The 25,341-nt window shown below is 38.0% G+C and carries 30 protein-coding genes and 2 tRNA genes; 9 read left to right on the forward strand and 23 right to left on the reverse strand.

What is annotated here, in order from left to right; genetic code table 11:
• Window positions 1-522: 522 nt before the first annotated feature.
• From VXK47_RS15675 to VXK47_RS15690, 4 genes are all read left to right on the forward strand, one after another.
• On the forward strand, window positions 523-1,236 hold the full coding sequence (locus VXK47_RS15675; RefSeq protein ID WP_435549726.1) for a class I SAM-dependent methyltransferase: 714 nt from the start codon (window positions 523-525) through the stop codon (window positions 1,234-1,236).
• Window positions 1,237-1,241: 5 nt separating this feature from the next.
• Window positions 1,242-2,186: a glycosyltransferase family 2 protein gene (locus VXK47_RS15680; RefSeq protein WP_435549727.1), complete on the forward strand. Its 945-nt coding sequence runs from the start codon at window positions 1,242-1,244 to the stop codon at window positions 2,184-2,186.
• 212 nt (window positions 2,187-2,398) lie between these two features.
• A tRNA-Lys gene (locus tag VXK47_RS15685) sits at window positions 2,399-2,474 on the forward strand.
• 81 nt (window positions 2,475-2,555) lie between these two features.
• Window positions 2,556-2,633 (forward strand) — tRNA-Glu (locus VXK47_RS15690).
• Here VXK47_RS15690 and VXK47_RS15695 read toward each other — a convergent pair.
• The 19 genes from VXK47_RS15695 to VXK47_RS15785 form a co-directional block, all read right to left on the reverse strand.
• Window positions 2,593-4,179, reverse strand: coding sequence for a recombinase family protein (locus VXK47_RS15695; RefSeq protein WP_435549754.1), 1,587 nt, complete (start codon window positions 4,177-4,179; stop codon window positions 2,593-2,595). The genes VXK47_RS15690 and VXK47_RS15695 overlap by 41 nt on opposite strands.
• Window positions 4,176-4,352, reverse strand: coding sequence for a hypothetical protein (locus VXK47_RS15700; protein WP_435549728.1), 177 nt, complete (start codon window positions 4,350-4,352; stop codon window positions 4,176-4,178). The genes VXK47_RS15695 and VXK47_RS15700 overlap by 4 nt, the downstream gene beginning before the upstream one ends.
• Before the next feature lie 181 nt (window positions 4,353-4,533).
• A complete protein-coding gene (locus VXK47_RS15705) occupies window positions 4,534-4,884 on the reverse strand; it encodes a hypothetical protein (protein WP_435549729.1) in 351 nt (116 codons plus the stop codon).
• 453 nt (window positions 4,885-5,337) lie between these two features.
• Window positions 5,338-5,829: a hypothetical protein gene (locus VXK47_RS15710; protein WP_435549730.1), complete on the reverse strand. Its 492-nt coding sequence runs from the start codon at window positions 5,827-5,829 to the stop codon at window positions 5,338-5,340.
• Window positions 5,830-6,011: 182 nt separating this feature from the next.
• Window positions 6,012-7,343: a DNA methyltransferase gene (locus VXK47_RS15715; protein WP_435549731.1), complete on the reverse strand. Its 1,332-nt coding sequence runs from the start codon at window positions 7,341-7,343 to the stop codon at window positions 6,012-6,014.
• Window positions 7,340-9,100, reverse strand: a complete 1,761-nt coding sequence (locus VXK47_RS15720) for a hypothetical protein (RefSeq protein WP_435549732.1) — start codon at window positions 9,098-9,100, stop codon at window positions 7,340-7,342. The genes VXK47_RS15715 and VXK47_RS15720 overlap by 4 nt, the downstream gene beginning before the upstream one ends.
• Before the next feature lie 113 nt (window positions 9,101-9,213).
• Window positions 9,214-9,420, reverse strand: a complete 207-nt coding sequence (locus tag VXK47_RS15725) for a DNA-binding protein (protein WP_435549733.1) — start codon at window positions 9,418-9,420, stop codon at window positions 9,214-9,216.
• Between the two features lie 65 nt (window positions 9,421-9,485).
• Complete coding sequence (locus tag VXK47_RS15730) at window positions 9,486-10,145, reverse strand: hypothetical protein (RefSeq protein WP_435549734.1); 660 nt, start codon at window positions 10,143-10,145, stop codon at window positions 9,486-9,488.
• A gap of 1,006 nt (window positions 10,146-11,151) precedes the next feature.
• Window positions 11,152-12,000, reverse strand: coding sequence for a hypothetical protein (locus VXK47_RS15735; protein ID WP_435549735.1), 849 nt, complete (start codon window positions 11,998-12,000; stop codon window positions 11,152-11,154).
• A gap of 147 nt (window positions 12,001-12,147) precedes the next feature.
• Window positions 12,148-12,408 (reverse strand): MerR family transcriptional regulator, encoded by a 261-nt coding sequence (locus tag VXK47_RS15740; RefSeq protein ID WP_435549736.1) that lies wholly within the window; start codon window positions 12,406-12,408, stop codon window positions 12,148-12,150.
• 228 nt (window positions 12,409-12,636) lie between these two features.
• Complete coding sequence (locus tag VXK47_RS15745) at window positions 12,637-12,891, reverse strand: hypothetical protein (protein ID WP_435549737.1); 255 nt, start codon at window positions 12,889-12,891, stop codon at window positions 12,637-12,639.
• A gap of 20 nt (window positions 12,892-12,911) precedes the next feature.
• A complete protein-coding gene (locus VXK47_RS15750; protein ID WP_435549738.1) occupies window positions 12,912-13,103 on the reverse strand; it encodes a hypothetical protein in 192 nt (63 codons plus the stop codon).
• Window positions 13,104-13,184: 81 nt separating this feature from the next.
• Window positions 13,185-13,988, reverse strand: a complete 804-nt coding sequence (locus VXK47_RS15755; RefSeq protein WP_435549739.1) for an ArdC-like ssDNA-binding domain-containing protein — start codon at window positions 13,986-13,988, stop codon at window positions 13,185-13,187.
• The gene (locus tag VXK47_RS15760; protein WP_435549740.1) at window positions 13,985-14,149 is read right to left on the reverse strand and encodes a hypothetical protein; all 165 of its coding nucleotides are present in this window, start codon (window positions 14,147-14,149) and stop codon (window positions 13,985-13,987) included. Before VXK47_RS15760 ends, VXK47_RS15755 begins: the two co-directional genes overlap by 4 nt.
• A 76-nt stretch (window positions 14,150-14,225) precedes the next feature.
• Entirely contained in the window at window positions 14,226-15,038 is an 813-nt protein-coding gene (locus VXK47_RS15765) for a hypothetical protein (RefSeq protein WP_435549741.1), read from the reverse strand.
• A gap of 209 nt (window positions 15,039-15,247) precedes the next feature.
• A complete protein-coding gene (locus VXK47_RS15770; RefSeq protein ID WP_435549742.1) occupies window positions 15,248-15,475 on the reverse strand; it encodes a hypothetical protein in 228 nt (75 codons plus the stop codon).
• A 78-nt stretch (window positions 15,476-15,553) separates the two neighbouring features.
• Window positions 15,554-16,114: a JAB domain-containing protein gene (locus VXK47_RS15775; protein WP_435549743.1), complete on the reverse strand. Its 561-nt coding sequence runs from the start codon at window positions 16,112-16,114 to the stop codon at window positions 15,554-15,556.
• An 81-nt stretch (window positions 16,115-16,195) separates the two neighbouring features.
• Window positions 16,196-16,417, reverse strand: a complete 222-nt coding sequence (locus VXK47_RS15780) for a hypothetical protein (RefSeq protein WP_435549744.1) — start codon at window positions 16,415-16,417, stop codon at window positions 16,196-16,198.
• Between the two features lie 358 nt (window positions 16,418-16,775).
• Window positions 16,776-16,928 carry a hypothetical protein gene (locus VXK47_RS15785; protein ID WP_435549745.1) on the reverse strand — a complete coding sequence of 51 codons (153 nt, stop codon included), beginning with the start codon at window positions 16,926-16,928 and terminating at the stop codon, window positions 16,776-16,778.
• A 123-nt stretch (window positions 16,929-17,051) separates the two neighbouring features.
• Here VXK47_RS15785 and VXK47_RS15790 point away from each other — a divergent pair, with 123 nt between their 5' ends.
• Window positions 17,052-17,399 carry a phospholipase D-like domain-containing protein gene (locus tag VXK47_RS15790; RefSeq protein WP_435549746.1) on the forward strand — a complete coding sequence of 116 codons (348 nt, stop codon included), beginning with the start codon at window positions 17,052-17,054 and terminating at the stop codon, window positions 17,397-17,399.
• A complete protein-coding gene (locus tag VXK47_RS15795; protein ID WP_435549747.1) occupies window positions 17,365-17,604 on the forward strand; it encodes a phospholipase D-like domain-containing protein in 240 nt (79 codons plus the stop codon). Before VXK47_RS15790 ends, VXK47_RS15795 begins: the two co-directional genes overlap by 35 nt.
• 228 nt (window positions 17,605-17,832) lie before the next feature.
• Here VXK47_RS15795 and VXK47_RS15800 read toward each other — a convergent pair whose 3' ends face one another.
• A complete protein-coding gene (locus tag VXK47_RS15800; RefSeq protein ID WP_435549748.1) occupies window positions 17,833-18,348 on the reverse strand; it encodes a hypothetical protein in 516 nt (171 codons plus the stop codon).
• 486 nt (window positions 18,349-18,834) lie between these two features.
• Between VXK47_RS15800 and VXK47_RS15805 the strand changes: the two genes are divergently transcribed.
• The 3 genes from VXK47_RS15805 to VXK47_RS15815 are packed head-to-tail and all read left to right on the forward strand — an operon-like array spanning window position 18,835 to window position 19,575.
• Entirely contained in the window at window positions 18,835-18,999 is a 165-nt protein-coding gene (locus tag VXK47_RS15805; protein WP_435549749.1) for an HU family DNA-binding protein, read from the forward strand.
• 49 nt (window positions 19,000-19,048) lie between these two features.
• A complete protein-coding gene (locus VXK47_RS15810; protein WP_435549755.1) occupies window positions 19,049-19,120 on the forward strand; it encodes a hypothetical protein in 72 nt (23 codons plus the stop codon).
• A gap of 44 nt (window positions 19,121-19,164) precedes the next feature.
• Window positions 19,165-19,575: a LexA family protein gene (locus tag VXK47_RS15815; RefSeq protein WP_435549750.1), complete on the forward strand. Its 411-nt coding sequence runs from the start codon at window positions 19,165-19,167 to the stop codon at window positions 19,573-19,575.
• 206 nt (window positions 19,576-19,781) lie between these two features.
• Here the strand turns inward: VXK47_RS15815 and VXK47_RS15820 are convergent, their stop codons facing one another.
• The 3 genes from VXK47_RS15820 to VXK47_RS15830 all read right to left on the reverse strand — a co-directional run bounded on the left by VXK47_RS15820 (window position 19,782) and on the right by VXK47_RS15830 (window position 25,007).
• The gene (locus VXK47_RS15820; RefSeq protein WP_435549751.1) at window positions 19,782-20,882 is read right to left on the reverse strand and encodes a hypothetical protein; all 1,101 of its coding nucleotides are present in this window, start codon (window positions 20,880-20,882) and stop codon (window positions 19,782-19,784) included.
• Window positions 20,883-20,964: 82 nt separating this feature from the next.
• Window positions 20,965-21,579 carry a hypothetical protein gene (locus VXK47_RS15825; protein WP_435549752.1) on the reverse strand — a complete coding sequence of 205 codons (615 nt, stop codon included), beginning with the start codon at window positions 21,577-21,579 and terminating at the stop codon, window positions 20,965-20,967.
• A gap of 554 nt (window positions 21,580-22,133) precedes the next feature.
• Entirely contained in the window at window positions 22,134-25,007 is a 2,874-nt protein-coding gene (locus tag VXK47_RS15830) for an Eco57I restriction-modification methylase domain-containing protein (RefSeq protein ID WP_435549753.1), read from the reverse strand.
• Window positions 25,008-25,341: the final 334 nt, after the last annotated feature.

A 25,341-nucleotide genomic window follows, 5' to 3' on the forward strand; every position in this document is an offset into this window, starting at 1 on the left:
TAAAGGCACGGCGAATAAGGGTTATTAAAAGTTTTCATAGCGCACAAATAGGCTTAAGCATTTAATATGATGTATTTTCTGTAATCATAAGATGTTATGCGTATGGCACAAGAAAATTCGCATCATTTCATTATCCGACCGCTAAACTCGCGGCAATCACGGGGAATGTGCCTGATGTTGCGGTAAAAAAGAAACAACAATATTATAAGTTGAGTATATTACTATCCAATTCTTGTCAAATAAATTTTGACGGCTTCATATAAAGTTCATCTTCTTAGTTTGCGTTCAAGTTGTCCGGCACCACCCAAGACCGGTGATTAAAAACTCTTGGTCTGATGATGAAACTTTCTGAATTCATCAATATTTAATTGACACACTTATACAATCTTCCTATATATCTTTCGTTTACATATGTAATAAAATCACAATATAAATACAATATAAGATTAAAATCCTGACAGATCGGAAGAAGGCCGTTGTGTTAGGACTATTATAATAATTTAAACCTTAGGAAGCGGTTTTATGGCTGAGCAAAATCTTAATTTTAAATACGACCGCACCTATGAGAAATCAAAGAAGCGAATTCTTAATAAAGACAAAACCACAATTTCTCTGCTTTTAAACAAAATATCTCCCGGTTCGTCAGTTTTGGAATTCGGAGCCTCCACAGGATATATGACACGATTTATGGCGGAAGAATTAAAATGTGAGGTTTCAATTGTAGAGATAGATGCGAAAGCAGGAAAATTAGCCTCTCAATACTCGGTTAACGCTCTTTTTGGTGATATCGAAAATTATGAGTGGGAAATAGAATATAACGGGAAGAAATTTGATTATATTTTATTTGCGGATGTCCTTGAGCATTTGAAGTATCCATCGCAGGTTTTAAAAAAAGCTGCCGTTTTTCTTAATCCGGGCGGGAGGATCATTATATCCATACCAAATGCAGGCTATAATGGAATTTTAGCAGATCTTTGGATGAATCGTTTCCATTATCGCGAAACAGGCTTATTGGATGATTCACATATCCGTTTCTTTACATATGAATCAGCTAAAGAACTCGTTGTAAATTCAGGTTTAACTATAAAAGATATCTGCTACAAAAAAGTTAAGTTAAAGAAAAGCGAATTTAAAGACGGGTGGAAATCTTTACCTCTTGTGATAAAATTTTTAATGAAGCTCCGCCCTATGGGTTCGGTTTATCAGTTTATTATTGAAGCAGAATTGAAAAGTTAACATTAATGGCTAAAGTTTCTATCATAATTCCCACATATAATTTATGCAACATGCTTTGTGAGACCATTCAAAGCGTATTAAATCAAACAGAAAAAGATCTTGAAATAATAGTTGTAGATGACGGCTCTACCGATGAAACGGCAAATGCCGTCAAACGAATCGGCGATTCGCGGATAAAATACTTCTATAAAGACAATGGCGGGACTCCGGCAGCTAGGAACTACGGTTTGGAGCGCGCAAATGGTGAATTTATTGCTTTTCTTGATCACGATGATCTATATCCCAAAGATTTTATTGAGAAGATGACTGCTGCTTTAGAGAATAACCCTGAATACGGTCTTGCTTATGGCGAACTTGATATAATCCTTCCTGACGGGAGGAAAAAACGCGATTTCGCTGGTGGTTTTCAAAAATCAGGATATCTGGTAATAGATTGTTTTAAAGAAGGATTTGTTCATACATCATCTTCTGTAATGAGAAGATCCGCTCTTTCCGATTGCAGATATGATGAACAATTAAGACAGTCGTACGAAGATGCGGATTTCTTTTTGAGACTGGCGTTGAAAATAAAATTCATATTTGTTCCTGATGTCAGAGGTATCAGACGCGAGCATTATGATAATCTTTCCGTTAAAGTAGGAGTTAAGCCAACACGAATTTTAGTTCTGGAAAGATTCTATAATATTCTTGGCGGAAAAAATGTTGTACCAAAAAAAATAGCTTATAAAAAGCTTAGCAATGCTTGCAGAAAAGTTGCAAAATATTATTTAAAAGAAAATATGCGAAAAGCCTCAATATCAATTTATAAAAAAGCTATAAAATATAATCCTGCCGATTTAAGACTGTATAAAGAATTATTTTCAGCTTTTATGATAAGAAAAGAAACCTGCCCAAATTGGCAAATGCCTGAATCTTTAGGCCTGCCTGTTGCACCAAAGGCAGAAATATAATAAAAAAGTTCATAATGTATCAGATGCAAAGTAATGTGATATGCTTACTGTTTAGGTTCAATGGTTCTGACTTCGCTACCGTCCATGGCTTATCCGCCATTGGCAGATGACAGATTATTTTTCAGTTATTTATTTTTAATCAGGATGTTTTGAAGATACAGTTTTTTTTATTGACAAGCATACATTTTATGATAGAGAAAGATTCTTTGTAAGGGCCGTTAACTCAGTCGGTAGAGTATCTGCCTTTTAAGCAGAGAGTCGCGCGTTCGAGTCGCGCACGGCCCACCATTACTACTAAACATAAATTTAGATTGAATTATTGAAATAAAAAGTTTAGAGTAAATGTTAGCAATAAATTGATTTAATCATGTCCCCATCGTCTAGCCCGGTCCAGGACACCGGCCTTTCACGCCGGCGACAGGGGTTCAAATCCCCTTGGGGACGCCACGTTTACCCGTGTTATGGGTAAATGAACCGTCTTTAGTTCTAATTTTCTTGACCAGGGTTCCCCTTCTTTTTGATGTATCCTAATCTCTTCGAATAGTGCTTGAAATGCTTTTTTTTGTACTTTTGCGTCGGCGTTATTAATTTCTTGACCAAGATTATCAATCACTATTTTTATTTCATCGTCAGAAACATCAAATACACCTTGAGAGGCTTTCTCTTCTTGAATTTTTTCAATTATTGACTTCTTTTGTTCCTTGATTGAAATCATGTCTTTTTCAATATCTTCAACTTCAACAAGCCCCTTTCTGTATAAATCAGTTAATCTCTGTTGCTCCTTCTCAATTCTGGTAAGAGCCTCTTCTAATGGTCGTAAATCCGATTTGCCATTCTGAAAACGTTTTTTGACCTGCTCGATAACAGCTTTTACATTTTTAAATTTCAATATCTGTTCACTTGCAAAAGAAAATATAACGTCCTCTACGGCTTTTGATGAAATATCATTGTTGTCGCATTTCATCCCAGGTTTTGACCTTGAATTACAGCGATAAACGCCTCCGTCGCCAACATAATTTGTGCCACACTCTGAACATTTAATTACACCAGAGAGCGGATAAACACGCTTTGCCCTTCCATTGCTTTCTCTGACCCTTTTATTTTTCATATCACAGATAGCATCAGCAATTTCTTCCGTAATTATCGGTTCATGAGTATTTTTTGTAATAATCCATTCGTCTTTTGACTTAAATTTCACACCGTGCAAATATCCGTTAGGCTTTCCCTGTTCCTTAATCCGTTCGTTGTGTCTATTAAAGACCGTATGCCCAAGATAAACATCGATATTATCCTCAATTGACTTTGCGGTGGCAATAGCCCACATCCTATTTCCCGTCGGGGAAGCTATTCCTCTAGTATAAAAATCTTCGAGGATTGACCTTCTGTCCTCATATTTTACGCGTCTTTTAAGATATTCCTGAATAATAGGTGCTGTTTCATCGTCAATAGCCAGTTTTGTTTTATTAATCATATCTCCATTCTTATTTTTTCCCATTTCTATATGTTCTAATTTATATCCGTAAGGCGCTCTCCCACCGGCACGATACCCGTTAATAACATTTTGTTTCATGCCGGTAACTCCTTTAGCTTTGCTCTGTTGTGAATGAATATAATCAAATGCTTGAAAAATTGCCTCGAAAGCAGGGTCTAAATAGGTTCCAGTGTTTGGCATGTTGTCAAAAATTACATCAATCCCGTGTTTTCGTCTTAACTGATATAAAATCATTTGCATTTCATGGTGGTCTCTACCAAATCTGGAAGTATCTAAGGCGTAAATTTTTGTAAATGGTGGGTTTTTGCCCATGGCAAGTCTTATCATTTCATCAAACTGAGGTCTGACATCCCTAGTTGATGATAACGCCTTATCCACAAATATATTATATACTTCCTCGCCGTTATCTCTGACTGTTTTTCTTAATTTTTTTTCCTGAGCTTCGCAGGATACGTTATGCAAGTCCTTACTGGAACGAACATATATTGCTGATTTAATCATGATACCTCCTTTTTTGAATTGTTCTTGTTTTCTATTATTGACGCAATCAAATCAATGATATTTTCTTGAATAGATTGGGGCAGGTCGTCAAAATACAGTTCACCCAGGGTATCTCCCTGCTCGTGAGAACCATAATCTGATATAATTTTTATATCGTAGTGTTTTGTTTTCATTTGCCCAGTCGAAATAGCGAGTTCCGCTGGGCGTAGTTTAACGAGATTGCGCTCGGTGTTTCCTTTCTGCTTCTATGTTGTCACAATCTCTGGCTTATTATGCCTTATTCCGACAGCTCCTGTGGCGGACTATATAAATGATGTCAACATACAAAAGAAGCAACTATGAAACTATAAAATTTTAGAACTCATTGTTTTCGATAGTAATATCTGGTCTATTCTTAAGATATTCAAAATCCCCTTTAATTTTATCTAATTTAATTTCAATTTCTTCCGGTGTTAATCCCATTTTATCTTTGTACAATATAAATTTTATCAACTTAACATCCAATTCATCACTTCTGGCAGATGCTGTGAACCCTATTTTATCTCTGTATCTCGCTAGTCGATATTCTAATGAAGCATATAAATTCTGAACGAAATCTCCCTTGCTCATATTTAATTGTTTTGCTCTTTCTTTCAGGTTTTGATGCGCTCGTTCATCCATAATTACCTGAAATGGTTTATTGCTTGTGTCTTTGTTCTTTTTCATTTTTCATAATCCTTTCGATTTGATTGCGAAATATTCTCAACACTATAAATATAAGCATTAACTTGTGTTTGTCAATATTAAAAAGTTATTTTCTATAAACATAGTTATATCAACTCTTGTTGCGTATGAAAGGAATATATTGATGTTCATGGTATATCGTCTTCGTCCTCGAATTGTGTTCGAAGCATATCTATTTTTCTTTGTTCTTCAGTAATCTCTTCTGATATCACTCCAAGAAAAGCGATATCCTTCCATGTCGGGCAGTTTCATCAACTGACAACATTCTCGGCGTGATTTCCTTCTTTACTTTTTCTTGTCTCATATTCCTCCTTGAGAACTGCTTTTCTCTCCTTTCCGCCCGTCTTGTTAAATTGTGCAGCAGAACACATCATGGGCGTTGCGTGGTTTTATGTTTAATTCTTCATTTTTCTATTATGTTAACTTATGCTGTCTTTATACTATGTATTCTATGGCAGGCGTCTCGCAGTTCTTGAGTGCCCAGCCCATCCACCACTCCAACCATATCAGACGGGCGAGCTGGTAGTCGTATTTCTGTTCGCCCTCTTCATACCATTGTTGTGTTTCTTCGTTGAACGTCAAGCTATCATCAAATCCCGGCGGAATGGTTGCGGTCTTCTGCCACAGTTCGAGTGCTTCTTTAACCTTTATGTGATCTGACTTCCGTAGCATTACACAACCATACTTCCCAAAGCGTAAATTCCCTCTGTCGTCAAAGAATACATCTAATATTCCGGTTTCTTTACAGAACTCATGCCAATTTATATAGCTTGGTCTGCGAATGTTAGTTTTTCCTGTAGCCTCATCACCCTTGAACGCTGGCGCATCTTCACTAACAACTGGCTCAACTTCAAATCTTAAAAACATATAGTCATTTTCTTCGTAAATCTTTGGAACTGCGTTTCCAATCTTGAATGTATATCCCATTTTTTCCTCCTAATAATTATAGTTACTGGGTCCAATAGACCTGCCGAAGCAGGTCTGGTTATCTCCATATAAAGCTTTTTCCGGCTTCGTTTTAACTAATCTAACGTTGTTCATTACAAATCCATCCTCTACTAATTATTTCTTTCTACTCCATCATAATTACTTTACTCCGCAAATCCACCTTAATTTTGTGAACAGTAATTTGACATAAGAGCACTTTTGCACCTTTCTTTTGCGATAGAAAAATATTCTTCCTCTTTCTCTATACCAATGCTTCGCCGGTTCGTTAATAAAGCAGCAATACAGGTAGTCCCGGAACCCATAAATGGGTCCAGAACAACATCTCCTTTACGGCTTCCCATTTTTATTAGATAAGTCATTAGCGCTAAAGGTTTTACGGTTGGATGAATGTTTTTTCTGAGTGCAGGCCGCAGCTTGTATGGATTATTACGCATATCCTGTCCTATATCCCTTCCGCATATTTGTTTATCTTCATGGCTTTCAAGGCCAGCTTCTTTTTCTTTTTTGGAGGGCTTAGAAACGGCCAGAAAGGGGAAAGTATCCTGAACTGATTGAGGTAAATCTTCCAAGTGGAAATTTGACCATTTGTCCAGGGAATAATACTGTGAAGAACCGTCAAGAATATTATCGCTGACCAAGAGGTTTGCTGGAAATCTGCCGGTCTCATCTGCTTTCCATTCTGGATTAGACTTGCTTCTATATTTGGGCTCTTGTTCACCAAAATTACAGGTCCGGTTTCCTGCTGACGGCTTATCTTTCTCACAATTATAGGGTACCCGGCAGTCATTCAGCCAGGTTATACCTTTGCCATTTAAAAGCGCCTGTTTCGTATAGCACTTCTGGTCCAGTGGCTTCATCACAACAAGTATGACTTCAACAGCCGGTTTAGGCTGGAATCCCCCATAAGAACCATTTAAACGTTTTGAAGTTTCGACAACTTCTTGTTGTGCTCCTGCCTTTTTAAAGATTGCCTTGCCAATATTATGCGCTTTTGGAAATCCACTTGCATATGTCCAGTAAATCGGAGTGAAACCTGTCTTCAATCCAGCCTTTTCAAGATTATCAGTCATCCGGCACAACAAATCTTGCCGAGGGGCGCACATAATGAAAGCGAACGCACCAGGTTTAAGTACCCTCTGACATTCCTTCCAAATTTCTACCGATGGAATTGCCTTATCCCAATTCTTACCCATGAATTTAATACCATATGGCGGATCGGTGATCATAACATCAACGGAGTTGTCAGACATCTGCTTAAGCACTTCAAGACAATCCCCTAGGCTTAGTGTATTTAGGTCGAGTTCGAAAGCTCCGGCATCTGTTGTCATATTTTTCAACAGATCCACTATTTCCGGCTTCATACGTTGAATTTCATTTATGATTTCAGCAGTAATCGTTCCTTTCGGGCCTTTACAATTTAGTTTTTCGCCATTGAGGCAAAGATTAATATCTTTAGATTTCAATTCTTCCATAAAATTAACTGCATTCATCATATTTCCACCTCCTCATATTCAATCTTAGTTGCGGTAGTATTGTCTGCACATTCATCTTCGAGCCCTAATTGTTTCGAGGCAATTTCAGCTTCAGCAGCTATCTCATAGCGTAAGCGCTTGCCAGAGCTGGCCATGTCATCATGATTGTCCTTCAGTCTGGCTGCATATTTAGCTTTCTTTTTCTCCTGGCCAGTCTGGCTGGTCGATTGCTCTGACATTGAAATTGTTATATTTCGATTTCCTGATTTTCCTCGTTCTACCTTAATTCCTTTTGTTTCAAGAAAGCTCTGGGCTCTCATCAAGCGGTTTGAAAGAACGTTTGAAGCTTTTGGCCAGTCTACCTTCCAACCGTTTTGCTCCGGTGCATACATATCAAGCACAGTTTTAAGTTCAGTAGGTGTACCGCTCCACTTTTTTGTTTCATTAACTAGCCGTATAACCGCGCTTGCAACATGGTCTGACTCAATAGCAGCTTCAATAGCTCTTTTTCGGTTTTCATCATATGCCTTCATAAAACTACCTTCTCCCCAGGATAAGGCAGGTTCGGCTGCAATTACCCATTTGGCAAAGTCGGCCATCCTTGGAAGACTAGATACCTTTACATTGTCATAATTTTTAAGCGCCACTGAGACAGCATTAAAAAGAGCTCCTAGTAGATATGGCTGTTCATCATAAAATTCTCGCCAAAGTTCAGATTCCGGCTTTCTTTTTTCTGCTGGCATTGCTGGCAGGTTAATAAACAAAGAACGGTCGGCAAGGTCGTGTCTTTCGGCTAAATCTGGAATTCCATTCAATATCATCGGGCGAACTGAGTAGAAAAGTTCTTCAGACCTGTTAGTATACCGCGAACGAATTCCAAAACCTCCTCCAGTAGCCACTCTGCAAAAAGCATCAGACATTTTTGGAGTAAGCTTCGACAGGTTATCGTAATTAAGCAGCCATGAAGCATCGGCAGAAATTGCTAAATCCCAGTCGGATGTTGGCAGTGTTCGAATTGGAACCATAGAAGGGTCGATTAAGCACTTTAACATCTGAGCAGTTGTGCTTTTGGAAGAACCTTGAACTCCTTGCAGAATAAGAATTGGAAATGGCCCAGATGGTCGCATAGCGCCGATTAACCAAGAAGCTATCATTATCAAGTCTTCTTCGCTATCGATGTTCAACATGCTTTTCAATATTTCTAGCGATTTTCCCTGTTTCGGCTCTGGTAATTGGAGCATCCCTTTCATACGTCTGAATTTAACAGGAGATTTACTTAGAGATATAATCTCCCATCCGTCTTTTGTAATTTTAACTTGGTCTGAGGACTTATTTGCAAGGTCAACATATATCGCGCCATCTTTTTCGCCAAATCTCAGAGAGACTTTCTCTTCAGGTCCGTCAAACAGGGCTTTAGATTCAAGTGATTTTATTGCATTCTGGAAAGCTATCCGGCTCGGAGACTTTTTGGTGTTTCTATAAAAAAGGCTATAAATCCACCGCTCAAAGACATCGCTATTCAGAGGCCATATTTCTTCGTGGCCGCAATTCTCGATAAAAGCGTATGATTGATAATCAGATGTGTGGAAAAATTTGGCATTTTTATTTGCCATTTCCATGATGAAGTCAGCCTGAGTTGGTTTTTGTGTGGTCAAAAACAGACTGTTATTCTGTTCTGGTGGGATATTTGAATTCTTTTTATTACTGGTAGTAATTGCATCTTCAACAATATGTTTCTTTTTTGCTTCGGTTCTTTTCTTTAAACATGCTTCATTCATACTATTAGACCCTCCTTATTACTTTTCCTCCTTCCCTAACTTTCGTTAGAATTGTTGTTTGAAGATATGAAAGCACTTCCGAAGGTGCTTTCTGTTTCCTGTTTCTTTATTTCTTAATTCTTGTGTTTGTTATTGGTAATAAATAATTCTATATCTTTCCTATCAACGAATATCTTGTGGCCTGTCTTAACATAGGAAAGTTTTCCGTTCCATATCTGGCTTCGCCAAAACCACTCGGTGGCACCTACTTCACTGACCAATTCTTTTATCGACAGAAGCCTTTTATTAAGCGCGTTCTGGTCTCGGTCAGTTTCAATCATTTAATTCACCTCCTTGTTTAATGTTATGTATATAATATTTACTACATTTAATTAACAAAAAAATATTAATCCAATCTGGACAAAGCTTTTACAAGTTCTCTATCAAGATTTATCATATTGATGATATAAATTCCTTCCCATTCACCATTTTTAATTAAAGGAAATTTATTACAATAGATTTCTTCCTTAGAATTAATCTGCAACGAAAGTTTATCACCCATTACAATACTCGCTATCTCTATCTCAGGTTCATTATCTTTTATTGTATGCCTGATGATAATATACGATACAGCCTTAATTGCTTTTGAGTTGTAAAGCATTTCGATATGCTTAGAAGCGATATCACGCTTAAAGCCACTTTCTAATAGCTTCAAAAATAACATTACTAATTTTACATCATCTCTTGTGAAAATGGCTATCGTACCTTTGCTTGTTGATGGCAGGCTTGATTTAATGAAATCTCTAACCATCCAATCCCGCAATCTTTCTCTCGGTATATTGAGTGCCTTTGAAACGTCAATAGTAGAAAATATATCTTCAATCTCCGGTTCCATACGGATGCGCCATTCTATATGTTTGCCGTCGATTTCCAACAATTTAACAGTTTCTCCATCTTCATCTTTAACATCAATACATCTTGAATAGGCTTCACGGACTTGCTTTTCCGCCTGTCGATGTTTTTCAGTTTTTTTGCGTTTCAAAAATTCTTTTTTTGTTTCTGACATTTCCGTTTCCTTTTTCTTGTGTTAAAGATAATACACTACACTAAAATGTCAAGTGATTCATTTAAATTATTCAGATAAAATATATTATTTATACTTGTCGTTATGTTTTTTACAAAAAGCACCGTCCTAATCGTCCAGGTCATCCATTATATATGTGCCAAAGAATTTTTATTATTATGAAGGGTTGACATAAAAGGCAGGATAAAGAGCATTATAAGCATAGAGGAGTGTTTCAGTTCAATTTAATGCCGGACAGTAAGCCGTTCAATTTGAACCAGCTTTCCGTTTTTTCCAGAAATGAGCATCTATATCCGGTTTCTTAGAGGAGACGAAACCAGGCTCCATCTCCTCTCACAAACCACTTCTGAGCACTTCATGAGCGCATAAACACAAGACCCGGTCTAAAACCCGATATGAATTGTGAGAGCACATCCATTGCTTGTGCGCTGTATCAACCAGCTCTGTATTTGCGAAATCCTGCCGAGGTATAATCAATTTTGATAAAGCCATGTTATCTGATAGAGCTGTTGCAGAAAGCATTTTTTGACCGGAGAACTCCTTTATCAAGAAACTGATTTCTTCCGGTCAGGATGCCATCATATTTGTGCCAGCATTAGTTTTTCCGGAAATCTGCATTTTGATCGGGTTTCAAGAAAAGATATAAACTGGTTCCACTAATTCAGTCGGCCTTGTAATTACGGAATTCTGCCAGGCATATCAATCTTGATAAAGCCATCTTTTCTGATAGACTTGTCACAGGAAGCATTTTAATGAACGGAAAACTTACATTAACAAGAAGCTGATTACTGCCATTCAGTATACCATTATATCTGTCCCAGCTTTCCGCTTTTTTAAAATAAAAAAGATGAGTTTTTCACTCATCTTCTTTAAGACTCATCTTCTTTAAGACTCATCTACTTATATGTCCCTGTATTTGACCAACTTTGAAAAATGTTGGGCAATATTTGACCAACTTAACGAAAAGTTGGGCAATATTTGACCAATTTTAAACGGGCACATTTTGACCATCCTCTCGCGGAGAAAATATTTCATCTTTGTAAAAGGTTTCTTCTATCTTTCCGTTTATATTTTTCCATTCACCCAAAACAAAAACACTTTGACCTCGTTTCTTTCCATTCGGAGTTAAATGCTCAACTTTGATAATACCGGCTTCTTTGAATGCATCTATATGTTCTTTGACTTTATTTTTGTGCAAGAAACAGTCCTCTCCAATTTGACGGTAGCTGGAACTATAAGCAAGATAGCCGTTTTCATAATACCTTTTTTTAATAGGATATCCTTTTGTGTCAATCCATTCACTGCGAACCAGATTTGCCCATAGCCACGCATAGACTGTACCAGGGCCTTTAAAAATTTTGCGATATTCTTTATTTCTAATGATACCCCGTTTCGTCATCATAAAATAATCATCTCCTGATTGCTTCTTTCGCTGGATTGTATTATCGGAAACAAGACAAAGCTTTTGCGGAGTATTATTTTTTTTAGGCTCTTGTATTTTTGGTTTTCTGGCAATCTTGCCGAAACCAAATTCATTCTTTGTGGCTCTCCTTTCATTCTCTTCATATATCTCTAATTCTTTTCGGCGTATTTCTTTATATTCATCGCTATGTATATATTTTTCTATCTCTGCATTACGCTCAGCCAAACAAGACTTTATTAATTCTTCATCTTTCCTTTTATTTTCTTCACAATCCTTTCTATGATTTCCTGGCCAAGTTTCAGGTTCTACTGACAGTTCATTAATGCCATATTCTTGCTTTCGACTTTCAATTTTTTGTTTCATCGCTTGTATCTGTTTTGTAGTTTCTTCAATACTAACTGCATAATCTAACATAATAACCCCTCCTTATCTCCCCTCGCTTTCAAAATTTGTGTGTGTGGGTGGAGTGGAGGGGCACTCTTTTCAGCAAGGGAATGACCCTTGCCTAACCCACACACATTGTTTCCTGCTCAATCATGATTGCAGGATTTTCTAAAAATATTATTCTGCTTTTGGTTCCTGTCTTGAAATATCTTCATTGGCTTTTTTCACCGCAACGGGTAGAAGAAATCCCATGTCCTGATATTCTTTTATCTTGATGATGAGGTAAATTTGGTCCTGGGTATAGCGCCGATAAGACCTTTCACCGCATACAATACGCTCCGGCTCCGGGATATATCTACTCTCCCAGCTCCGTAATTTCTTCAGGCTGACACCGGTTTTCTTTGAGGCGTCACCAATTGAATAAGTCTGTTTGTTCATAATTAACCTCCTTGGCAGTTTTATTAGGGGAATGTTATCCCCTTGCTAATACAGAGGTTAGTTTATTCCTATTGGAGGGATGTTCTGCTTGTGATTATGAAATAAAAGGTCGGTTTACAGAAAAGACCGTCCATACCATCTTAGACCGTCCAGATTTCTATATTGTTATTACAAGCAGTTGGACGATGTGGACGGTCTGGACGGTCATTTTTCATAAATAAGATAAATTCAATATATGTCTTCCTGATCTTCATCCATGGTCATATCTTTCTCAATGCTTAAACGCTCTTTTTCATCCTCGGCAATTTGTTCGGACAATGTTCCAAACATGGCAATATCCTCCCATCCGATGCCGATTGTATGGCTATCTTTTGAACCATCGCGCATATGTTCATTTAGGAAGAATTCATTTCCTATATCGCCATCAGTATTGTCTTCAAAAGGAACTCCATCATCAAAGCTGTCATCAATATAATCGTCCATAGCTTCCTCCATTTATGTGTTTAATATCCGCACTGGCTACAAATGATTTTAAATTTCTTACCATTGTAAATCGTGATATTGTTTCCGAGATAGTGCCCAAATGATACGTAATGGCCGCAATCTAATCGGAATTTTAAACCTTTCAGGGTTGTCTGTAAAATTTCTCTGAGCAATTCCGGCTCCTGATACGCTTTCTTTTGTTCTTTTGTCATAATAGCCTCCTGTAAAATACGAAGAGCCCTCAAGGGTAGATCTTGAGAGCTCTGTATGTTGAATGAATTTTGATTGTTTGTTTAGGCAGCTATCTGGTTTGTATCTTCTTTGTCTTCAGCACTGCCATTTAAGATGAGATTTAAGACCTTTTCCGTTTCAGATATGACCTTTAAGCAAGCACTATAAGGGCTTAATTTAATTTTTTCAGCGTAACGTTCAATGTATCTGTACGAATTACCCAATGTGTCACTTTGTTGCTTGCCAACCAGTTTACACAAAACGGCTGCGCAAAACTCAGCTACGATTTCCTGCAAAGCATCCTGGCCGTCTATCAATCTGCCTTTGACTTTTTCATGACCGGCATGGCTTAGTTCATGAAAAAATACTTTCTCTTCCGGTGTGGCCAAGGCTATCTCTTTTCTGTCCGTTAAATAAATACCATTAAAGCGATATCTTCCCGGAACGGCTCTGACAGAAATACCCCATTGTCTGGCTCTGTCTATCAAAGGTAAATCAGGAAGCTCTATATTTTCATATTCCAGAGACTCACCGTCCGTATCTTCAACACGAAATACCGGCTTGCATCCAAATCCATAGAGCGTCTGCTTTTCTTCACCGCTATCCTCCACTTTTTTGATAAGGGGAACCAGTATATAAAGGGCATTACTGCCTTTCTTTACATAGCGATTTACTTGTTGCCATTGACGGTATCCTCTGGCATCGGTTGTGCCTCCAAAAAACATCAGCATCCTGTTTATAAGTGACCATTTGGCGCTTGGAATATCCGGAGTTGGATACAGCGAATAAGCAACTGCCTCCGGGACATTACCTTCTCTGAACCTTTCCAGGACAGATGTTAAAACTTCTTTTACTTTTGTATTCATTTGTCATTCTCCTTTCGATTAATGTGTTGGCTTGTATTCGTTTCGGATCTCAGCTTGTTGGCACATTCCGGGCATATGCCGTGAGATATGGGCAGATCTGAATCACCGGGCTTTATGCCCATAGGCTTTTTGCACCATGCGCAAACAATTTGGACTGACATTGTAGTTCTCCTTAAAATAGAAAACCCCAGCTGCCATAAGGCAACCAGGGTTTTTAGGTTTGAATGGATTGATGGGCTACTGGATTTTCAACAGCCATTCGATAAGTTTGGAAGCATCGCCTTTGCTGATATAGTCCAGCACGCGACCATAGGTCTTAACGCACTGCTCGTTCAGTTCCTGTTCGCTCATTCCTGCTTTCTCAATCAGGTCCATGATGTAGTTATATTGATTACCGGTGATCTGGATGTAACCGGAACCATGACCATTTTTGGAATAGTTATTGCCTCCGGTCTGTCTGGATGGTTGCTGTGAAGATGGCTTTCCAGTCGATTGAGATTGCGGTGACTGGAACGGGGGAGCCTGGCTGCCGTTACCTGGCGGAATGTCGTCGATGTCCTGCGTGAAGAGTTCTGAAAGACCTGCCACTCGCAATGTAGCGTCAATGTGCGCGGATTTCTCCGTCATCTTGATGCTTTTGTTGATGTCTCCATTATCCTGGGCAATCCGCCTTGCTCCAGTGCCTTCGCCTGCAACAAATCCACTTCCGGTGTGAAGCTCGCACTTTAAAATGATTACTTTGATATCTTCTCCGCGCATGGCGGAGCTTTCATACTCTTTCAGATTGGGGAACCTGGGGATAAGTCCGAGCATGCCACAGATTTTTTCAGCTCCGGGCTTCCATAGTGATGGTTTGCTCCAGTGACTCGGATCAATGCATTCGTTAGCGCGCCCATCTTTTGCCAGACGGCACTTGTCTTTTCCAAAGACATGAATCTGGCCGTAATCGATGCCTAACTTAAGGTTGGATCTGATCCAATTTAAAATAGCATTGCGGTTGGCTTCTCGTCGCTTGAGAGCCTCGGAGAAGCGCTCTGTCGGCATATCCATCGGATAACAGGCTTGATGATAGGAATCACTTCTGCGCCTTCCTGGTTGAATTCAGGCGGCAATAGTACTTCCGTGTTGTTGCGCCGTTTGCCATTTTGATTTTGATGTAACATAGTAAGTTCTCCTTTTGATTTGTTTGGGTTTAGAAATGAGAAAGGCGCTGTCAAAAAGACAACGCCTTTTATGGATTGTTGGTTTTGGATTACTGGTTATTCCCGGATAGTAATTTCCTTTTCATTTTGACTGTGACTGTTAAAAGCGCACCCGGCACATTTCGATTTGTCTCGGCAGGCATCGCAGACCTTCTTTCGATCCAGGATTTGTGGCAGATAATCGAACACCATTTCAATGCCCTTTGTCATTGGAACCCCAAGCGCCCATGAGATTCGTCTTAAGAGGGTTGATGACTGCATAGATAATTCCGGCGTGTAAGCCATAGTTTCACCTCCTTTAAAAAAAACCATTTGCCGGCTTTGGGCAAAATGGCTCCTGATAAATGATTATGTTTATTTGCTTCAGGCTATTTCATCGTATGCCTTTTGGATAAGTCCATTGTCTGCAAAACTGTAATACCGATCATTCTCCATGTTGATAATCAAATGCTCATGCACATGAATTCCGATGATCTTTGCTGCCTGAACAATTATCCTGGTTATGGCAAGGTCTTCTTGTGATGGCGTGGGATCATTACTTGGGTGATTGTGACAGAGTATCATTGCTGCTGAATTTGCTATTATGGCTGGTTTAAGAACTTCCCTGGGATGAACCGTCGCTGATGATAAAGTACCAGTGGAAACGATGTTCAAACCTATAATCCCATTCTTTGCATTTAGCAAAATCACACAGAACTGCTCCCTGTCTGACTGGCCATAATCTTCTATCAGCTTGCGGACGATTGGCCGTGCCTGTGCGGAATTGGACAGACAGCACTGCTCAAAAGAAACACTTCCATCTTTGACAAGAGATACTCGATAGGTTGAAATGAACTTAGAGTTATTAAAACTGTTGACCGGGGCTTCAAAGATGTTCTGCTGTATCATTCTTTTTGAATACTTCTTGAAGCTATTTTCTTTCATAAATGTCTCCTTTCTGATGCAAAAAGGGCAGCTACCGGCGAAATACCGATAACTGCCCTTTTTATTCTCAATTGTGATTGGTTATCTTTTAAATACGGAATGGCACTTGTCGCACACAGGCTCATTGACAAGCTGTGGATAAAGATGTGACAGATACTGCGGTGTTACTTTCACCTGCCGGATTACTTCGAGCCAGGTGGATGACGTCAACATCTTTTCCAGGCAATCAGGGCAATAGAAAACATCCCAGACATAGCCTGAGTTATCGATGTCTTTGATAGTTACATGCAACAATGCGCTCATGGGGAAATCTCCTTTCTTGAATATGGTTGGTTAACAAAGTCCGTTGGATCGGGGCAAATGATCATCTTTCAATGCAGAAAGGCGATTTGCCGAAATGACGAATCGCCCTTTATTGCTGTTTTTTGAATTGTAGTTAATGGATTGGTTCGGCGAACTTGAGGAAAGACGGGGTGGCGGCCATAAAATACAATAAGCGAGACACTTTCTATCTTAATTATACGAGTGGTAGGCACTATAAATTTTTGGCTGTTTAAAGGTCCGACCATCATGAGCAGCATAAAGAACTATTAATCCGGGGTTTGAAGTAAAAACGGAACAACGAGATGGGGGAAGCCATATTCTTAAGATTTGTTTGAGCCTAACTGCATAACCAGATAATTATGCATACAAAAAATCCAACAATGCCACAGAAAATAGCAAAAATCACATCTGTAATAAAAATTATCGCAATTCCAGCACAATAGATTACCGCAAATATTCCAACGATCAGCTTTATTATTAAATCTGCCACGATACACCTCCTTTATATTTTATTTATTGTTTTAAAAATCAATTTGAAGTAAACAAATTTCATGTAAAATGAAGATAAGTTCTTTATATTCGACTTTAATATTCTAAATCTACGGTGCTAACTATGAAAAAGCAGATTTTATTAATTGTTGTAATTGCCTTCTTTCTTTTTTCTCCTCTCTCAACCACATCACAGGCTACCGACCTCACCCTGAACAACACTCCAACACAAGTGTATTTCAGCCCTAAAGGTGGTTGCACAGAGGCGATCATCAGCCAGATAGACAAGGCAAAATCTGAAATACTAGTGCAGGGCTACTCTTTTACGTCAGCTCCTATCGCAAAAGCCTTATTAAACGCTCACAAACGGGGAGTAAAGGTAGAAGCGATACTCGATAAAGAGCCAACGAACGGCAAAATATACTTCCGCTACCTTCTTGGCCAATGCGGGTATTCCCACTTACATAGATGACAGACACGCCATAGCACACAACAAGATTATGATTATAGATAAAGAGACGGTCATTACAGGAAGTTTTAATTTTACGAAGGCTGCGGAAGAAAAGAATGCTGAAAATTTATTGATAATCAGAAATAAGGATTTAGCAAAGATTTATACGGGGAACTGGTATAAGCACAAAGAGCATTCCGAAGTTTATCAAGGAAGAGGATACTAATAATTATTGTTGGATGCAGTAGTTATCACATTTTATGCTAACACCTACAACTGCTCAGAGGTGGGTGGCTGCGAGAATTGAGAATGGCAGGTTGAAAGAGAGTAACGTTTACAATGTGCTGCGTGAAGGGTAACAAGGCATAATTAAAAGCTACGGAAACACAGAACTATGCAAACATAAAGGACGACCGACCCTTCACGTCAGATACAATTGTGTGGTTAGATGCTATTACCCAGCTGCAGCTCGTACAAGAAGAAATAGCGCAAATGCGCCGACAGCAATCGGAAGCCCAAAGTCAAAGAGTGCACGAATAATAGATGTCGGAGCGACCAGTCTAAAGTAGAGGCGATTCTTTTTGTGCAATTTCCCCATGTCTCTTTCAATCTCTTCTTCAGGTGTACCAGGCTGAGGGCAATAATTGCGGTAGACTTCCTCGTTTTCAGAAATTGCTTTTTCAAGTGCCCAACTCTTTATCTCAAGTTTCCAGGATAGATAATCAGAAGCAGCGTAAATTATAAATGCAACGATGAAATAAAAAACAATAAAAGCTACAATAAGCAGCAGTATTCGATGATCAGCAAGCTGAAACTCTATACCGAGACTTGGAATTTTTGAAGGCACCATGCCGCCAATTGATAGCGTAATACCAAACAAGGATATTCCCAGGAGAGATCGCCTTTCCTTTCGTGCCACGTCACTGAGTGCGTCTCGCAACAGAGATTGTTCAAAATTATGGTTGGTCATAAATTCCTCATGTTGGCAACTAACAATTAATATACGTAATACGTTTTTATTTGATGCCGGAAATAAAATCTGTATGAAAAGCTATTAATTTGTAAAGGAATATAGAGTTTTTGTCAAATTTTTAGTGAGATATTCCGTAATTGCTATTTATTATCTGTTAACACGTATTATATATAACACAGGATTTTATCCAGTTGATTTCATTTGTGTTGATTACTGAATGAAGCCTTGCAGAACAAAGACAGCTGTCAGGTTACGGACTTCAGGAAGCAAGTCTCTATTGGCAAAAGCAGAATAAATGATTATTCATTTTTTCTGGCTGGAACACTTTTTATCATCTATGCCGGTTTTTTCTGACACAGAAAAAATAACTATATTCAAATCAATCATGAATTCTGAGGCATCCTTAATTCTTGACAAATATTATGGTTATTCAATAGGGTGTTTTCGTCCTTTCCTATACTTTTATTCTTAAAGGAGTCTCTCATGGCACTAACAAAAGCTAATATCGTTGAAAATATCCAGTCAGAATTAGAGTTTTCTAAAAACAAGTCCTTACAGATAGTCGATGCCTTCATTGAAACAATAAGAGGTTCCTTGGAATCAGGTGATGATGTTCTTATAAGCGGGTTCGGTAAATTCTGTGTCTAATTCTAAAAAGGAACGAAGAGGTCGAAATCCGGCGAATGGTGCTGATATGATGCTTAATGCAAGAAGGGTTGTGACATTCAGGTGCTCTCAGACTTTAAGGGAAAAAGTGAATGGGAAATAAGGACGGAAAATATATTCTTTGTCCGAAAAATGGAATTAACTTCTATGTATCATCAATCGCAAGCATTAAAATTTGATATTCCCTTATTCCTGTCCTATATACAAGCTGGATTTCCTTCACCTGCAGATGATTACAAGGAAAAATCTCTTGATCTTAACGAACATCTCATTAAACACCCGGCAGCCACTTTCTTTGTTAAAATTAAAGATGATTCCATGATCAAAGCAGGAATATTCCATGGTGACCTGCTTATGGTGGATCGCTCTCTTAAACCCTGCGACAAAAAGGTTGTAATAGCATTACATGAAGGCGGTATGCTGGTAAGAAGGTTTCGTAAAATAAAGGGCAAGATATATCTGATGTCTGAGAGCCCTGAATACAGGCATGTAGAGGTATCTGAAGATATGAATATTGAAATATTGGGAGTTGCTACAACAGTAATTCATCCGGTTTAATCAAAAAGAATTCTTATGGCAGGGAACATACTGGAATATTCTTCTTATCACAGGTTTGGGATTAACTGTGATATGTAAAAAATATCTCAAAACGAGAAACAGCTGAGGTCTGTTTTCATTCATCTTTTTGTTACGTATAGCACCTACTAACAAACGCTATTGGATTCTTTAGGAACTGTTTATTACTAAAGGAAAGAAAGTACACATTAATCAGCCGCGTGGTTTTTTGCGTCGGCTGAATTTGCATTGTTATCTTTTTTTGTAGCCAAATCATCATAATTGGGCTGGATAATAAATCTCCATAATTTTAATACGTTTCCAGCAAAATCGTTTGGAATGAGAACTTTCAATTGGTCTGGTTGCTGTTTGGGTGTGAGTTGTAATATTTCACCTTCAGGCGAAGTTAAAAGCTTGTAATTTGATGTGATTAATTCACTGAGAAACCCTACCATTGCAAAACCTTGTTTCTTGTCGTATTTCTCTGGCGAGATTGAAAAATCAGTATATTCCAAAAGCCCATTTGTTATCTCAGCAGGTTGATCTACTCTTTCCCATCTACCATGGAGCATAAAAAGCCAGGCCAATTTCTTTTCATACTCATCTACAACCTCATGTCCACCAGCAAAAATAGAGGCTTCCCCGATAGTAAAATGGACCTGACCATTTTTATCTACAGAACGTGGCTTGTTTGTATCTGCATATAGTCTTAACGATAATGGTGGCACAGTACCAATCATTTGATCACCTATACGAATCATTTCATTCCGTTTCATCGCATCGAAAAATGTGATGGTATAATCTGATCCAGTTGAAGAGAATTTAGAAGCATCTATTAAGGTCCACAGATTCCATCGTGACCAAAAAATTGCAAATTTTAGTGGGAGGGAGAATGTATCTGCATACCTTTTCAAGGTTCCAAGATATGTGGATTTAACAACGAAAGGCTCCATTGGATTCTTATGATGGAAGTTTTTAACCTCAATGAATAATTGTTCGCCGCTTTTGGTAATTAACCGAAAGTCTGGGCGTCTGATATTTTCATCAACACTGAAAAAAGAACCTGAGTCTTCTTCTGTTATAAGCTGCGACTTACCAAGCGCCGCCGCAATATGAGCAAACATTGCCTCAACACGAAAACCATAGATACGAATTGGATTATCCCGGTGTCTTTTAACTTTCTTTGAAAGACTTTGAATAAAGTTTTGAAAAATTATTTCGTCATTGATTGACATGCCTTCTGACTGTGCAAAATCATCCAGCATCTTTAATAATTGAAATCCTTTCTGATCTGCATTATGTCTTTTCATTGTTTATTGGTACCGACATTAAAGATAACGAAGAGATCAACCGGAGCGTAGCAATCGGCTGTATTGATCTTGTTATGCGTTTTCATTCTTCAAGTAATAGTTTCTGGGCTTCATTTACAGCATCCATAACTCCACCCCCTGTTTTTATATTTAGCATTTTAACGAGGCTCGATAGGTCTGCGTATTGTATGAAACTTCTTTTCTCACTATTAATCTTCCGCATTTGCGGGGTGCTATGATACTTGATGCCCCATTGTTCAGAGAGAGAACCACTACTCGAATTTGCCCCTCTCGTAATTGGTATAATTCGAGTATAATTAAAGCCCATGACTTTTACCATTTTTCTATTCTGAATATGATCTAAAATTAACGAAGAAATATCCTCGTCTGGGAATGCCTTTATATATGCCTTTCTGTATCCTTTATAGTCTACATGTACCCAAACTTGTAATGCTTGATGTAACACCTTTGATTCAGGCAATTTCCATACAGCTAATTTAATATTGATTGACGTTGGCTCTGGCACTTCAACTAGAAAAGCATTATTTGTATTCGGCGCTGATAATTCCGCTACAATATTACCTATATACTTGCTTATAGATTCTTTATCCTTAGCGGCAATTGGAAGGTGCAATGATTCTGGCATACCCCATCTAGTGATGACATCTGACTTTGCCACTGCGTCAATATCTATCATTTTGTGTGCCTTCCCATCTTTATCCTACACATAACCAGTTATTATCTGAACGGATATTGTGATGGCTACCATAAGGCCTTCTTGTAGCCAACAACAAAATAACTTACCGTATTTGTTAAAATTATTTACATCCCACTCAGGGACTAATATGCAAATATGGATACTAGTGTAAAGAACATGGGGTCAAGCCCGGTTTTGGCTCTTATGTACCATATCAATAAGTTCGTCTATACATTTTTTAAAATTTATGGACTGGCGCTATTCAAAATGAAACTAAATTTATTAGCAAGCCATTTGTATTTTATTATCATGATTTCCGTTTGAAATCTATTAGCTTTATAGAAATGATCGATTCATTGATTACAGGAAGCAAGAAAGGACCTCCAAGATATTCTTCCTATCACAGGTTTGGGTAAGGCTGTGATTTTCAGAAAATATCTCAAGTGGAGATATAAAACCATTGTTATGTCTTCAATTTATAGGAATGAAACGCTTAGGTGCCTCGTTCTCATCACCGTCTATATACACGAAAGCATGGGATAATGAAGACGGTTTTATTTGCTTTCAAAAATCGGTTTTAATATATCCGGGCTTTTTTCGGCAAAGCTATTAATGCGCTTGACGATTTCGCTTTCGGGGTCTGTCCATTTGTCGTGAAGCTGGTTGATTACTTTTTCTTTCTGGTCATCTGTCAACTGGCCAAATTCTCTGCCTTGCATCACTTCTTCTATATCTTTTTCTACAAATTGCAGGATATCAATGTTGTGCTCTTTCATGTGTTCCGGGAAGTAGAGTTCAAAAATAAGAGCGTTAATTACATTAATAAAATTCAAATTCTCATTCGAGAATTGAAGAGTTGATAGCATTGTTATAGAGCTCATAAACTTCTCTATTTGAGCTAAATCGGGGCATGGTAGCCGTTTAAGTCGATCAATCTTAACTTGAGGAAATAAACGCCCGGACTCCATGGATTGAGTTCGGTAATACCAATCAATCAGATTAGAATTTAATAGTGCGCAGATATACTCCAGAGAAATAAAAGTTTTGAATTTTGGCTTTATTAATGTTGAGTGAACGCTGTTCTTTGTGTAAAATCCATTTCTGTCAATAGTCGCTATTATCGTATCAGAAGTTTGTCGAGTAACTATTTTATCAAGTTTAAAATAATTTACTTTCTTAATTATTCTAGCTGTAAAATCTATACCCCGTTTTTTTAATTTCTCTCTTTCAATTTCAACTAACTCAGGGTCATATTGAACATAAAAACCAGACCACTTAATTTTTGAGTATTTTGAAAAGTCTTTACCATCAATTACCTTCTTAGAATTCTCACCTTTTCTGGCATTGATAAAAGTTTCCTTTAGCTCTTTACTCCCTGGATTTATTCCATCATAAACTTCACAGTATGTGTCAAGAGAATCGTTCATTGATTCAAGTATCGAAAATCCTTGGCTTGATGCGTTTCCCTCCTTGAGAATTAACCTAAAATAAATGTCTTTTTGAACCTTATCTAATAACAGATCAACATTTTCATAACTGGTTGAGTTACTAAAATGCCTAAACTCAATTTTTCTGATTGGTGCAGACTTTCGATAGATAAGTATAACAGATTTTCCTACTTCAGCATTTTCAAATACTCTTTCATCATAGTAGGATATTGAAATAAGTCTATTTTTAGTTGCCAATAGTTCTCTCAAATTTTTGAATGCTGGTAAATTGAGGGCAGTATCTGGTATTATATAAGAGTGTATAGAAGTGCTATCCTTTCCAAGGTTCAATGAGTGTTCAAGGAAAAGAGAGTATATATTCACTTTAAAATCAGCACTGTAAAATTTTAAGTATTTTTTTAAAAGGACTGGTTCAGTGTTTGAACTTTTGACAATTTTATAAGGTGGATTCCCAATAACCACATCAAACCCAGTCTTAATATCAAACATCCACTCCAGATCGAAAAACGGCGAAGACGCATTCTGATCATACGGGTCCCAACCGGCAAGTTGTTTGGCAGTTTCATTGCCCCAACCATGTTCGACCAGCAGTTTTCCTATTATTTCCCGTATCTCTTTATCCTTATCTCTGAGCCTTCTTTTAGTGGCCGGTGATTTAGCTGAAAACAGTCGGTGTCTGATATTTTTCATTTCCATTTCCAGTTTCTGTATTTCCTGATTATCAAAAAGAGTAATTTGATCTTTGGGTTTATCAATGCCGATCAGGGTATTGGCGGCAACAAATTTGGTTTCCAGATTGGGTAATGCCCTGATGCCAAAGTTAGGTTTGTCTTTATCCACCTTCTGATCAACAACCAGTGAAATAAAAAAACGCAGCTTTGAAATCTGCGTGGCAATGGGCTGAATATCTACGCCATAAATGCAGTCTTCGACTAAAAAAAGTTTCCTGGCATAATCAGGGTCATTGATTTTTTCATCAAAGGCCTCGTTGATTTCTATTAATTTCTGTTCCCGCTCTTTTTTATCCGTGAGGGCAAAAGCGCCTTCTGTATCTTTCAGCGCCTTGTTTAATTGCAGTTCCTTCCAGTATTCGTTTTCAGGATCAACTTTTTGCAGAATATGAACCATTTTCTGCAATATCCCCATGGGAAACGCTCCTGAGCCGCACGCAGGGTCCAGAATTTTACAATTGTCCAAGGCATGTATGATTTGTTTTTGCATATCTTCATTTTCTGCACAAGGATTGATGTCATCATAAGATAGCAGTTCATGAAGCTGCTTATCCAGTTTTTCCTCATCAATATCCCAATCGTTAAAACTGTTCTTAAGGTAGGCGATCAGACTTTCGTCCACCATGTAATTGACAATTTCTCTGGGTGTATAAAAAGAGCCGGTCTGTTTGCGAGCAGTTGTTTTGGTTTCAGGATTGTAGCTGGCAAGCAGGTTTTCAAAGACTTTTCCCAAAAGCTCTGGGTCAAGGGCTACGTCTTCTTCAATCGGGGTATTTTCGGCAATCGTAAATTTGTATGATTCAAGGATAGGAATCAATCCTTTGACATTGGCGTTTTTGAAGGCATTAGTGTTGATGCCAACAACACCACTTAAATCAACTTCCCTGTCAAATCCAAAAAACAGAAAATCAGGCACAATCAGTTGATGTGGTTTAGCTAGGTTATCAGAAAATCCGTCTATATATATTTTATCTGTTTTATTATCCAGACATTCAAACAGGCCACCGTTTAAAAAAGGAACAATCTCGTTAATCAAATTTAAAAACTTTTCAGGGTTTTTGAACTGATCTTTGTAACGCATTAAGTAATTGGCATCCCTGTGCTGACCATAATTGTCTTTTAAGCGAAATCCTCGTTTGCGGTTATCTCCATTTTCAGACGGTTCAATGGGACAGTTCAAGGAGGCAAAGAAAAGATTTTGCAAGATGGCCTTATAATACACACTTTTGATATTTGCTTCTTTGAACAAGACTTCATCACGCACCGGGCTTAAATCATTCAGGAGTTCGTCTTTTAAATAGTCAATATCGAAAAGTTCTTCTGGTATCAGTTTTTTTTCTTTTATAAACCATACAAACAAAAATCGTGTGAGCAGGCGGATCACGTTTTTGGCATTATGTTCATGTTTTGCTGCCATTTCCTTTTCATCAAGTTTATATACTAAACTAAAGTTTCACTGTTTTTGAAGCCGTTCAAACATGGTTTTAAAATTTTGCGATATTTTTTCACAAAACATAAAAAGATGGCATGTAAAATGCATTGCAATTTATATACCAAGTATTTCAAGCACTTACGTCAACTTT

It is taken from the genome of Desulfobacterium sp. N47 (genome assembly GCF_051233685.1).
Lineage (GTDB): Bacteria > Desulfobacterota > Desulfobacteria > Desulfobacterales > RPRI01 > RPRI01.